Source organism: Streptomyces sp. NPDC051104 (assembly GCF_040682835.1).
Classification (GTDB): Bacteria; Actinomycetota; Actinomycetes; order Streptomycetales; family Streptomycetaceae; genus Streptomyces; species Streptomyces cynarae.
On record NZ_JBFBBS010000083.1, the window covers coordinates 1 to 11,038 of the forward strand.

Sequence of the window (11,038 nt, forward strand, 5' to 3'; positions counted from 1 at the left end):
GCCGGTCCTTGATCGGCAACGTTGTCCGTGAGATCCGGCCCCTGCTCATGGAAGGCGGGTACCTCCCGCCACCGGCCACCACCCGCTACCGGACCACCGCCGACCTCCTCGCAGCAGCACACAGCGAATGCGACACACCGACAGGTTGATTCTTGACGGCTTCACAAAACGGCCAATGTGCTCGACGCCCTCCCGAAATCCGCTCAGCCGCGGCCAAGCGCGCCATCCAGGAGATCTACAACGCGGAGGACAAGGAGCACGCGGCCAAAGCCGTCCGCGACTTCGAGCGGGCCTACGGGGCGAAGTACCCCAAGGTCGTCAAGCGGATCACGGACGACGAGGACGAACTGCTGACGTTCTTCGACTTTCCCGCCGAGCACTGGATCCATCTGCGGACCACAAACCCCATCGAGTCGACCTTCGCCACGGTCCGGCTGCGGACGAAGGTCACCAAGGGCGCCGGCAGCCGGGCCGCAGGACTGGCCATGGTCTTCAAGCTCGTTGAGTCGGCCCAGGCCCGCTGGCGGGCCGTGAACGCCCCCCACTTCGTCGCCCTGGTCCGCGCCGGAGCCCGCTTCGAACGGGGCCACCTCGTCGAACGCCCCGAGATTATGGCAGCGTGATCACCTCGCCAAACACGCCGACGGAGGCACTTGCCATGTCCGATCTCGACACTCAGACCGCCTACTGGGACGCGGCTGCGGGCACAAAGCGGTTCACGCACTCGCTGCACATGCCATGGCTGGACGACATCAGCCGAAGCGCCGCCATCCTCGACTACGGCTGCGGATACGGCCGGACCATGAACGTCCTCGACCAGCGGGGCTTCGGCAACCTCTCCGGCGTCGACACTTCGCCGGGGATGATCGCCCAGGCCCGCCGACTGCACCCCGCGATGCGCTTCGCGGTGCTGGACACGCCACCGACCCTGGACTGCGCGGACGCGAGCGTCGATGTGGTCTTGCTCTTCGCGGTGCTGACCTGCATTCCCGGCGACGACGCGCAGCGACGGCTGATTGGCGAGCTGAGCCGTGTGCTCAAGCCGGGCGGATTGCTCTACCTGAGCGACCTTCTTCTGCAGGACGACCAGCGCAATCGCGACCGTTATGCCAGGTTCGCCGAACTCTACGGCACCTACGGGGTGTTCAGGACCGATGATGGCGCAGTCTGCCGCCACCACCCGAGCGACTGGTTCACCTCTCTGCTCGTCGGATTCGACTGCGTCGACAACCGACGCGTCACCGTTTCCACCATGAACGGTCATGAGTCAGCGGGGATTCAGATCTTGGCCCGCAAGCCCACCCCGCACCACCACGCCCCCGCCCACTGACACTGCGGCCGGAAAGGCGCATCCACAGGTCTTGACAATTACTCTTCTTCCGCGGGTTCTGGAAGATGCCCAGGGCGCTCGTGTACGTCGCCTGCGTCACGTGGATGACGACGAGGTCGAGCGGATAGCTGAAGGGCCGGTCGGACGGCGTGTAGTTACGGGGGTCCGCCGACATCCAGTCCACGAAGGGATGGTCGACGGCCCGGGGCCGGCCCTGGGCCGGTGCGGAGGGAAGCAGCGTGTAGGGCACCGCTGCGAGGGCCGCGCCCTGCAGTAACCGGCGCCTGCTGGTGAGGGGTCTAGCCCGCTCCTGCTCGGTTCGTTTCACGGACGGAGTGCCTTCCGCGCCTGACTTCCAAAGAAGTGCCGATTTTGTCGTGGTTTGCTCAACGTCCCCCGGCGCGGCCGCCGTTTCGCGCATCCGGGCATGGATTCCGCGGTGCGTCTCGCGTGCCGACAGCCATTCCTTGCGGAGTTTGGCCACACACGTGTAGTTGGTGTCGCAGACGTTCGCCAGCGGAGACTCGACCGTCTGGGCCGCGAACTGGTAGGCGTCCAGCTCGCTGAACCCGTAGTCGCGCACCAGCCACTGCACCAGGTCGAGCTGGGATATCCGGAACGCGTCCTCCAGCGGGCGTGCCGAGCCCGTCGAGATGATGTGCGTGTCGGTCTCGATGCGCGGCCAGGGTGTGGCGACGCCCTTGAGCAGCTCGACGATCACCACGGTGTTCATCGCGCACTCGACGGCCACTCCGCAGGTCTCGCCCTCTCCCTGCCGGGCATGCCCGTCGCCCAGGCTGAGCAACCCGCCCTCGACGTTCACCCCCAGATAACAGGTGGCGCCCGCCCGCATCTCAGGGGTGTCCATGTTCCCGCCGTGCGCGTCCGGCACCAGCGCGGAGCGCACCTCCAGGTTGGCCGGTGCCACGCCCACCGTGCCGTGCATGGGGTCCATCGGCACCGACGAGGAAGCCGACGGCCGGATGCAGCCCCTGCGCCGCATAGGTCGCCACCGAGCCGGCGGCAGGCAGCCGCCGCGCCAGCTCGGCCACGCACGACGCGGTGAACAGGCAGGCCACCAGGGCGACGAGCACCGACAGCGGCAGGCTGCCGCCCGCGAAGGCCGCGCCGGAGGGAATGGACGCCGCGACCGCTGCCGCCGGCGCCATCGCTGTGATGCTCTGGAACAGGACCTCGCGCAGGCCGATCGCCTCACGCCTCAGGCCGAAAGCCGTGTCCCCCGCCATGTGAACCCCCCGATTCGGCTCCCGCGCAGCCACTGCCCGGCGGCTGCGCCTCGCATGAATCACGGTACGGCGCTGGGCGGTTGGGCAGGAAGAGGGCGGTGTCCCCGGTGGACAACCAGGAGACTGTGGATATCTCCGTCACCCGTTCGAGGGAGGTGACCCCTACCGTGACCGGGCTCCCGGAAGCCCCGGGCCAGGCGGTCACATCCGCGCCGCCACCGCCGCAGGATCGTCCAGCACCGCCCGCACCACCGAGTGCGCGGCTCCAAGCAGCGGACCCTCGGACCCCAGCCGTGAGACGCTCACGGCGCAGGCCGGGCCGGCCGATCGCCGGGCCAGTTCCCGCTCCAGGGACGGCAGGAGCCAGGGCGCCAGAGCGGCCAGGGCTCCGCCCAGCACGACTGTCTCCGGGTCGAGCAGGTTGACCGCTCCGGTGAGCGCGATGCCGAGCGCGGTTCCGGCGCCGCGCAGGGCTCGCAGTACCTCCCGGTCGCCCTGTCCCGCACGCTCGGCCAAGAGCTCGACGCGGTCCTCGCCCGGTGTCAGCCCGGCCGCGCGCAGCACGGCCTCCTCACCGGCGTACTGCTCCAGGCAGCCACGCCCGCCGCAGGCGCACGCGGGACCCTCCGGGCGCACGGGCACATGACCCAGCTCGCCCGCGAATCCACGCGTCCCGCGCAGCAGCCGCCCGTCCACGACCACGGCGCCGCCGATGCCGATCTCCGCTGAGACGTGCAGGAAGTCGCGGGGTGTGTCGTCACCGAGCCACAGCTCCGCGAGCGAGCCGAAGTTGGCCTCGTTGTCCACCGTCAGCGGCAGCTCGTCCGGCAGGAGGGGCCCCAGGTCGACGTCGTGCCAGTCGAGGTTGGGGGCGCGCACCACGGTCCGGGCGTCGCGCGCGACGAGGCCGGGCACGGCGACGGCGAGACCCGCGGGCCACAGTCCTTCCCGCTGTGCCTCCGCGACCACCTGCCGTACCAGTGCGGTCAGTTCGCCGAGCACCGGCTGCGGCGGGCGGCCACGGTTCGTGCCGTGCCGCACCGCCCGCGCCCGTACGTCGCCGCGCAGATCGACCGCGCACACCGCCAGATGATCGACACCGATCTCGGCGCCGATCCCGGCGGGACCGCGCCCGCTGACGGCCAGAGCGGAACCCGGGCGCCCGACCCGGCCGGGCCGTTCGGGCCCCAGCTCTTCCAGCAGCCCCGACCGGATCAGCTCGTCGACCAGCGTCGAGACCGCCGCGCGGGTCAGCCCGATCTGTGAGGCGACCGCGGCACGTGACAGCGGCCCCTCGGCGCTGACGGTGTGCATGACCCGCGCCAGATTCCGGCGGCGCATGCCCTGCTGGGTGTCCGGCAGCCGTCGGCCGGGGCTGGACGGATGGGCTTCGTGCAGCGGTGCGGTCATGCCTCCCTCGGATCTCGTCAGCGCCGGTCCGGCTCCCGCTCCAGCAGCGGCGCCGCGTCGGAGAGTACCCCGGCGATCCTGGCCAACGTCGCCTCGTCCCGTTCCACGGCCTCGAGGACCGGCCCGCGCGCGGTGTCCCAGCGCCGGGCGACGGCTGCGGGGTCCTCACCGGTCAGCAACCCGGCTGCCTGCGCGGCGGCGCCCAGCGCGACCAGCTCCCTGGCCTCGGGAACCTGTACCGGACGTCCCGAGAGCCGCCGTACGGTCTCCTGCCAGGCCCGGCCACGTGCGCCGCCCCCGATGAGCAACAGTGGAGCGGCGCGGTCCGCGTCCGCGTCGAGCACCAGGTCGAGGGCGCCGAGCAGCGAGTGCACCGCGCCGTCGTAGGCCGCCTGCAGCAGCTGTCCGGCCGTGGTGTCGTGCCGCAGGCCGTGCAGCAGCCCCGAGGCGTGCGGGAGGGCCGGGGTGCGCTCGCCGTCCAGGTAGGGGAGCAGCGTCACACCGGTACCGGGCTCGACGGCCTCCCGGTCCAGGCCGAGCAGGGCGGCGATCCGGTCGACGGCGAGCGTGCAGTTCAGCGTGCACGCCAGCGGCAGCCAGTCGCCGTGCGCGTCCGCGAAGCCCGCCACGGTCCCGGTCGGGTCGGCGGGCCGCCGTCTCGATACCGCGTACACCGTGCCGGAGGTTCCGAGGCTCAGCACCGGGGTCCCGGGGCGCAGCCCCAGGCCGAGCGCGGCGGCCGCGTTGTCGCCGGTGCCCGGCGCGACCAGGGTGCCCTTGGAGAACGGCAGGTCGTGGGCGTCGCGCACCGTGCCGGCCACCTCCCCGGGCCGGACCACGCGCGGCAGCAGGGCGGGATGGAGACCCACGTGCGCGAGGACCTCCTCGTCGTACGACTCCGTCGCCGACGCCCACCAGCCGGTGCCCGAGGCATCGCCTCGGTCGGTCGTGCCCTGCCCGGTGAGGCGCTCGGTCAGGTAGTCGTGGGGCAGCCGCACGGCCTTGGTGGCCCGGACGGCCTCCGGCTCGTTGTCGGCCAGCCAGGCCCACTTCGTCACCGTGAAGGACGGGCCGGGCACGCTTCCCGTGCGCTCTGCCCAGACCTTGGGACCGCCCAGCTCCTCCACCAGGCGGCGGGCCTGCGGCGCCGACCGTACGTCGTTCCACAGCAGGGCCGGGCGGACCGGCTCACCCCGGCCGTCCAGGGTGACCAGGCCGTGCTGCTGGCCGCCGATCGACACGGCGGCGGCTTCGTGCGCCGCCTCGCCGCACTGGGCCAGGGCTTCGCACAGTGCCTCCCACCACTGGCGCGGGTCGCTCTCGCGACCGGCGCCCGACGTCACGGTGTGCGGTGCCTGACCGCTCGCCACCACCCGTCCGGTCGACGCGTCGACCACCAGGGCCTTGGTGGACTGGGTGGACGAGTCCACTCCGACGACGAGCGGACCCTCGGCTGCTGACATCGGGCTCTCCCTCTTCCGCGGCTCGCGGGTTCTGGCCTGTGGGCGGGCGTGCGTCGGCCGGAGGGGCCGGACGTGCGCCCGTCGTCACCGTACGGAGTCACCGTACGGAGGACACATCGTCTCTTCCCAGAGATGCCTCCGCATACTAATTTGTTAAGCGCCATGACGAAATAGTCTCAGCGAGCAAGGAGCCGCGGCATGAGCTACCAGCCCACCCCCGAGGACAGGTTCACCTTCGGCCTGTGGACCGTCGGCTGGCAGGGACGGGACCCGTTCGGCGACGCCACCCGGCGCGCCCTGGACCCGATGGAGACGGTGCAGCGCCTGGCCGCGCTCGGGGCCTACGGTGTGACCTTCCACGACGACGACCTGATCCCCTTCGGATCCTCGGACAGCGAGCGCGAGGCGCACATCAAGCGCTTCCGTCAGGCCCTCGACACGACCGGGATGACCGTGCCGATGGCCACCACCAACCTCTTCACGCACCCCGTCTTCAAGGACGGCGCCTTCACGGCGAACGACCGGGACGTCCGCCGCTACGCATTGCGCAAGACCATCCGCAACATCGACCTGGCGGTGGAGCTGGGCGCCAAGACGTACGTCGCCTGGGGCGGCCGGGAGGGTGCCGAGTCCGGCGCGGCCAAGGACGTGCGGGTCGCGCTCGACCGCATGAAGGAGGCCTTCGACCTCCTGGGCGAGTACGTCACCTCACAGGGCTACGACCTGCGCTTCGCCATCGAGCCCAAGCCGAACGAGCCCCGCGGCGACATCCTGCTGCCCACCGTCGGCCACGCCCTGGCCTTCATCGAGCGCCTGGAGCGTCCGGAGCTGTACGGCGTCAACCCCGAGGTGGGCCACGAGCAGATGGCCGGCCTCAACTTCCCGCACGGCATCGCCCAGGCCCTGTGGGCGGGCAAGCTCTTCCACATCGACCTCAACGGCCAGTCCGGCATCAAGTACGACCAGGACCTGCGCTTCGGCGCGGGCGACCTGCGGGCCGCGTTCTGGCTGGTCGACCTCCTGGAGAGCGCCGGTTACAGCGGACCGCGCCACTTCGACTTCAAGCCGCCGCGGACCGAGGACCTCGACGGCGTGTGGGCGTCGGCGGCGGGTTGCATGCGCAACTACCTCATCCTGAAGGAGCGTTCTGCCGCCTTCCGGGCCGACCCGGAGGTCCAGGAGGCCCTGCGCGCCTCGCGTCTGGACCAGCTGGCGCAGCCGACCGCCGAGGACGGACTGGAGGCGCTGCTCGCCGACCGCAGTGCTTTCGAGGAGTTCGACGTGGAGGCGGCCGCCTCGCGCGGGATGGCCTTCGAGCGCCTGGACCAGCTGGCCATGGACCATCTGCTGGGCGCGCGCGGCTGATCGCTGCCCGTACTCGAGGAGCGGCGCCCTCGCGCGGAATGTCCCGGACTCATGCCGTCCATGGCATGAGTCCGTATCAACAGCCGCGCGGGGGTCCCGCCATGACCGGTCCGGGGCGACCGTGGACCGTATGGCCATGCCGCCGGGAGACACGCCGCCCTCGGACCACACCGGGTTCGGCCCGCCGTTCCAGCCGCCGCCCGGACCAGCCGGCGCGCCCGTCCGCCGCCGCGCCGGCCTCTTCCTCACACTCGCCGCGATCGTGGCCCTCGGAATCGTCGCCGTGGTCCTCGTGGTCAACAGCGGAGGCGCGTCGCAGCGGAAATCGCCCACCGAGAGCGGCGCGAGCACAAGCCGTGCACCTGCCCCGTCCCTGGGCCTCCCGACGGGACTGCCCACCGCACTGCCCTCGAAGCTCCCCTCTGACCTCCCGACGAGGCTGCCGTCGGGGTGGCCCAGCGTGCTTCCCAGCGGCATTCCGAGCGACATGGAGTCACTCTTCGCGGTCCCGGCCGCCGCACCGTCGACGCACACTGAGGTCGCGGCCGTCCCCTGAGGGGTCTCTCAGGGATGGCTGAGGGGCGGGACTCAGGGTTGTCTCAGGGTCGGGGCCCGGAACCGCACGCAGCAGGCACCCGTTCTCAGAACAAAGAGCGGCAGTGGCCGCGAAGGAGGCGACACATGTCGAGGAACGCGAAGATCGCCACCGGGGGAGTGCTGGCCGGACTCATCCTGTGGATATGGCTGCCGTGGTGGGCCGCCCTCCTGATCGTGCTGGGAGTCCCGGCGGCCGCGTACTTCACCCTGGACCCGTCGCAGCGGCGCAGGCTGCGCCGAGTGGCGCGGAAGGAACTCGGCCGCTGAGAGGTCAGCGGTCGGCCCGGGGCCCCGTCAGTGCGCAGGAGTTGACCACGTCACCGCCCGCGGGCCTGCCGACGGTACGGTCCGCGGGCGGCCGCTCGCCCCGCTCGACCCATGTGGTGAGCGCGTCGAAGGCCGCCCGGTAGCACGGCAGAATCGGCCTGAGCCGGTCGGGATAGGAGTCGTACAGGCCGTCGACGTGTGTACCGCCCGCGACGGTGTAGAAGCGGTGCAGCGCTCCGCGACCGGCCTCCCGCACCATGCGCGCGTACACGTCGGAGTCCACGCTCTTGGGCAGCAGGGCGTCCAGGTCGCCCTGCAGCGTGATCAGCGGTTTGCCGATCCGTCCCGTGAGGGCGACCCGGGCGACCGCCCGGTGCACGGAGACGGGCCGCGCCGCGTAGTCGTAGGCCGCGTCCGACGGACAGGGTGCCAGGATCTGCTCCGCCGTCGACCCGGCGGACGCACCGGGGCAGGTGGGGTCGTACGCGGGGTCGAACTCGGCCCGGTAGATCTTCTGCGTGATGCCCCAGTACGCCTTCTCGTGGTACGGCCACAGGAACTCGGACCCCCGGGCGAACCCGGCCGCGTACAGATCCCCGTCCCGGGCGGAGCCCAGCATGCGGGCCACGGCCACCGGCAGCGACGTCAGCAGGTTCGGGCCGTCGGCCGTCCACAGGGCGCCCTCCCAGTCCACCCCGCCGTCGTACAGTTCGGGGTGGTGCTCCAACTGCCAGCGCGTCAGGTAGCCGCCGTTGGAGATCCCGGTCATGTACGTGCGCCGAGGGGCCCGCCCGTAGCGTTGCGCCACCACCCGCTTGGCGGCCAGCGTGAGCTGCGTCGTGCGCTGGTTCCACTCGGCGACGGCGTCACCGGGGCGGGTTCCGTCGCGGTAGAAGTCCGGCCCGCTGTTGCCCTTGTCGGTGGCCGCGTACGCGTAGCCCTGCGCCAGCACCCGGTCGGAGATCGCCGTGTCGGTCGCGTACTGCCGACGCGTACCGGGGGCGCCCGTGACGACGAGGCCGCCGTTCCACCGGTCCGGGAGCCGGATCACGAACTGGGCGTCGTGCCGCCAGCCGTGCGTGGTGTTGAAGTGCGAGTCGTCCGGGAAGTAGCCGTCGATCTGCAGCCCCGGCACACCGGACGGATTGCGGGTGGCCGCGGCGGTCAGGCCCGCCTGGTCGGTCATGTCCGTGTACTGCGTCCCCGCGAGCCCCGCCGTCGTCATATCGCCCAGACAGGCGCTCTGTTGGAACGCCGCACCAGGTACCCGTATCCGCTCCTGGGGTTCGCAACGGCCACCGTCGTCCGCTGCCGCGCGGCCGGGGAGGGACGAGACGAGCAGAGCGGCGGCGCACAACGCGACGCGGCGGGACAGGCGCATGAGGGACCTCCGGGGCAGGACGGGAGCACGGGGCTGACCATGCTGCGACCACGGAAGTTCGCCGACCATAGGTGTGGGCCACATGGGCGCAGGCGGCCGTATGGGGGCTCACAACGCAGCCCATGCTCACTGCACCCAGTTGTCCCACCTCAGGCCGGACGTGCCGCCACCTTGTCGAGGCCCTCCAGCAGCCCGGGCAACTGCGCCCCCCGGCCCACCGGGATCACCTCTCCGGGCTTCTCGTCGAGGAGGAAGAACGCGATGTCGTCGGTCCTGGCCACCATGGACCAGCCGGGCCCGTCGGCACGCAACAGGCGCGCGTCACCGGGTGCGAACGAGGAACGGACACGGCCCGGCGGCGGAGGGGAGTCCACATACCCGTGCGCCTCGTCAAGCGCGCGATGTATCGCGCTGCGGGCCCCGCCGGCGGGCTTGCCGGCTGCGGGCTCGCCACCTTCCGCCGCCGGCTCCGCGTCGTCCACGGGTGCGAAGTCGGCGGCGTCGATCTGGTCTCGCCACACGGCCCACTGGAGCGCGATCTGGTCGGCGCCCAGGCGCCGTTGCGCCGGACCCCAGGTGTCGGTGTCCGGCGGGGAGAGCGGCTCACGGTCGGTGTCCTCCGGTGCCGGGTCGTGCGGGGCGGGCACACCTGGCGCCGCGACGGCCACAGCCAGCGGCCAGCCCGGCAGCGCGGCGACGACCGTGCGCTCGTCGGGCGACAGGTCGTACTCCATGCCGCAGTCCCAGGACGCGATCGCCACGGCCACCAGCGACACGTCGTCGACGACCACCGTCCAGCGCGCACCGTCGCCGTCCTGGCCGAGCACCAGGCCGTACCCGTCCGGCACGGGCGGCAGACCGAGCGCCGCGCAGGCCTCCGGATAGTCGTCGCCCAGCACGCTCGGGAACTGTGCGGGCGTCAGCAGAATCGCCGTCAGTACATACAGCGCGTCGTCCGTGGCGGCGACGGAGTCCTCGTCCGTCCCGGTCATGCCGTCCTCCCGATCCATGGTTCGTCGGCGCACCTTAATGCGCCTGCGAGCCGGTTGTCACGACTGCGAATCGCAGAAGGAACCGCACGTCTCCGGCCGGACGGGGCGAAAGCACCCGGTGAGTTCCGGCGTCAGGAGGCAGGCAGGCCGAGGAGCGTGCGCGCGACCGCCCGCGGAGAGTCGTCGCGCTCCCGTGCGAGAGCGATCAGCGCACGGCAGGCAAGCTCCGTCACACCGAACGACAGGGCCTCCGGCGAGACCCATGCCGCGGCCTCGTCCATCCGGTCCTGGTCGTCCTCGGCGCACGCCGACACATAAGCGGCTGCCGCCTCGAACAGGTTGTGTGTGCGCTTGCTCCCGGCCGCGGCCGCCCGTGCGCGCGAAGAGTTCTTGATGAGTCTGCCCACCGATGTGCGGATCCTGTCGAACATGCCAAGCCACCTTCCCCCTGTGTGGTTGCCTTCGCCGACGTGCATGTGCTGCTCTTCAACGTAGGGTTGGAGTCGCCGTGGCAGAAGGGGGACGGAACGGTGAAGCGGTTCGATCGGCTCGAACAGATCCGGCGTCTGCACCCCGAGAAGGACGCCCTGGAGATCTACCGGCTCAGTGCCGCGTACGAGTTCCCCTGGGACTACACCCGCGCCTTGGAACTTGCGCTCTATCGTACGTACGCCGTCCCCGGCATCGGTCGGCTGCTCGCCGAGACCAGGGAGCTCACCGACCGCACACAGAAGCGGTACGACGACACCTCCCTGCTCCTCGACACCGTTGTCGAGCACGGCTTCGACAGCGACGAGGGGCGCACCGCGATCCGCCGCATCAACCAGATGCACCGCAGCTACGACATCAGCGACGACGACATGAGGTACGTGCTGTGCACCTTCGTGGTGATGCCCAAGCGGTCCTACCTTGTTCGTGGGTTGGACGGGCCGTCGTAAGGTCCAGAGACCCAGAGACACCGGGTATGGCTTCCAAGCGGTTGCCCT

At 71.2% G+C, this 11,038-nt stretch carries 10 protein-coding genes and 3 pseudogenes; 6 read left to right on the plus strand and 7 right to left on the minus strand.

Annotated elements, in window-relative coordinates:
- Positions 1 to 162: 162 nt before the first annotated feature.
- Both AB0N14_RS38820 and AB0N14_RS38825 read left to right on the plus strand, forming a co-directional pair.
- Positions 163 to 623: pseudogene (locus tag AB0N14_RS38820) on the plus strand (transposase); the annotation flags it as partial.
- A gap of 35 nt (positions 624 to 658) precedes the next feature.
- Entirely contained in the window at positions 659 to 1,330 is a 672-nt protein-coding gene (locus AB0N14_RS38825) for a class I SAM-dependent methyltransferase (RefSeq protein WP_366030417.1), read from the plus strand.
- A gap of 403 nt (positions 1,331 to 1,733) precedes the next feature.
- On the opposite strand, the pseudogene AB0N14_RS38830 reads toward AB0N14_RS38825, so the two are convergent.
- The 4 genes and pseudogenes from AB0N14_RS38830 to xylB all read right to left on the minus strand — a co-directional run.
- Positions 1,734 to 2,291, minus strand: a pseudogene (locus AB0N14_RS38830) (acetamidase/formamidase family protein); the annotation flags it as partial.
- Positions 2,185 to 2,577: a hypothetical protein gene (locus tag AB0N14_RS38835; RefSeq protein ID WP_366030418.1), complete on the minus strand. Its 393-nt coding sequence runs from the start codon at positions 2,575 to 2,577 to the stop codon at positions 2,185 to 2,187. The pseudogene AB0N14_RS38830 and the gene AB0N14_RS38835, both read right to left, overlap by 107 nt.
- A 201-nt stretch (positions 2,578 to 2,778) precedes the next feature.
- Entirely contained in the window at positions 2,779 to 3,987 is a 1,209-nt protein-coding gene (locus tag AB0N14_RS38840; protein ID WP_366030419.1) for an ROK family transcriptional regulator, read from the minus strand.
- Positions 3,988 to 4,004: 17 nt separating this feature from the next.
- Positions 4,005 to 5,450 carry a xylulokinase gene (xylB, locus tag AB0N14_RS38845; protein WP_366030420.1) on the minus strand — a complete coding sequence of 482 codons (1,446 nt, stop codon included), beginning with the start codon at positions 5,448 to 5,450 and terminating at the stop codon, positions 4,005 to 4,007.
- Between the two features lie 198 nt (positions 5,451 to 5,648).
- On the opposite strand from xylB, the gene xylA reads away from it, so the two are divergent.
- From xylA to AB0N14_RS38860, 3 genes are all read left to right on the plus strand, one after another.
- Positions 5,649 to 6,815 (plus strand): xylose isomerase, encoded by a 1,167-nt coding sequence (gene xylA / locus AB0N14_RS38850; protein ID WP_366030421.1) that lies wholly within the window; start codon positions 5,649 to 5,651, stop codon positions 6,813 to 6,815.
- Positions 6,816 to 6,951: 136 nt separating this feature from the next.
- A complete protein-coding gene (locus tag AB0N14_RS38855) occupies positions 6,952 to 7,371 on the plus strand; it encodes a hypothetical protein (RefSeq protein WP_366030422.1) in 420 nt (139 codons plus the stop codon).
- 125 nt (positions 7,372 to 7,496) lie between these two features.
- Entirely contained in the window at positions 7,497 to 7,679 is a 183-nt protein-coding gene (locus AB0N14_RS38860; RefSeq protein ID WP_103842773.1) for a hypothetical protein, read from the plus strand.
- Between the two features lie 4 nt (positions 7,680 to 7,683).
- Here AB0N14_RS38860 and AB0N14_RS38865 read toward each other — a convergent pair whose 3' ends face one another.
- From AB0N14_RS38865 to AB0N14_RS38875, 3 genes are all read right to left on the minus strand, one after another.
- A complete protein-coding gene (locus tag AB0N14_RS38865) occupies positions 7,684 to 9,060 on the minus strand; it encodes a tannase/feruloyl esterase family alpha/beta hydrolase (RefSeq protein ID WP_366030423.1) in 1,377 nt (458 codons plus the stop codon).
- Positions 9,061 to 9,209: 149 nt separating this feature from the next.
- Positions 9,210 to 10,052, minus strand: a complete 843-nt coding sequence (locus AB0N14_RS38870) for a hypothetical protein (protein ID WP_366030426.1) — start codon at positions 10,050 to 10,052, stop codon at positions 9,210 to 9,212.
- Positions 10,053 to 10,183: 131 nt separating this feature from the next.
- Positions 10,184 to 10,483: a hypothetical protein gene (locus tag AB0N14_RS38875; protein ID WP_366030425.1), complete on the minus strand. Its 300-nt coding sequence runs from the start codon at positions 10,481 to 10,483 to the stop codon at positions 10,184 to 10,186.
- Positions 10,484 to 10,582: 99 nt separating this feature from the next.
- Here AB0N14_RS38875 and AB0N14_RS38880 point away from each other — a divergent pair.
- Positions 10,583 to 10,954, plus strand: a pseudogene (locus tag AB0N14_RS38880) (DUF2236 domain-containing protein); the annotation flags it as partial.
- Positions 10,955 to 11,038 lie beyond the last annotated feature (84 nt).

What these genes read in the sequence shown, in the direction of transcription:
- xylA (WP_366030421.1), top strand. Translation starts at nt 5,649, where the DNA reads ATGAGCTACCAGCCCACCCCCGAGGACAGGTTCACCTTCGGCCTGTGG.
- AB0N14_RS38835 (WP_366030418.1), bottom strand. Translation starts at nt 2,577, where the DNA reads ATGGCGGGGGACACGGCTTTCGGCCTGAGGCGTGAGGCGATCGGCCTG.
- AB0N14_RS38875 (WP_366030425.1), bottom strand. Translation starts at nt 10,483, where the DNA reads ATGTTCGACAGGATCCGCACATCGGTGGGCAGACTCATCAAGAACTCT.
- AB0N14_RS38870 (WP_366030426.1), bottom strand. Translation starts at nt 10,052, where the DNA reads ATGACCGGGACGGACGAGGACTCCGTCGCCGCCACGGACGACGCGCTG.
- xylB (WP_366030420.1), bottom strand. Translation starts at nt 5,450, where the DNA reads ATGTCAGCAGCCGAGGGTCCGCTCGTCGTCGGAGTGGACTCGTCCACC.
- AB0N14_RS38865 (WP_366030423.1), bottom strand. Translation starts at nt 9,060, where the DNA reads ATGCGCCTGTCCCGCCGCGTCGCGTTGTGCGCCGCCGCTCTGCTCGTC.
- AB0N14_RS38860 (WP_103842773.1), top strand. Translation starts at nt 7,497, where the DNA reads ATGTCGAGGAACGCGAAGATCGCCACCGGGGGAGTGCTGGCCGGACTC.
- AB0N14_RS38840 (WP_366030419.1), bottom strand. Translation starts at nt 3,987, where the DNA reads ATGACCGCACCGCTGCACGAAGCCCATCCGTCCAGCCCCGGCCGACGG.
- AB0N14_RS38825 (WP_366030417.1), top strand. Translation starts at nt 659, where the DNA reads ATGTCCGATCTCGACACTCAGACCGCCTACTGGGACGCGGCTGCGGGC.
- AB0N14_RS38855 (WP_366030422.1), top strand. Translation starts at nt 6,952, where the DNA reads ATGCCGCCGGGAGACACGCCGCCCTCGGACCACACCGGGTTCGGCCCG.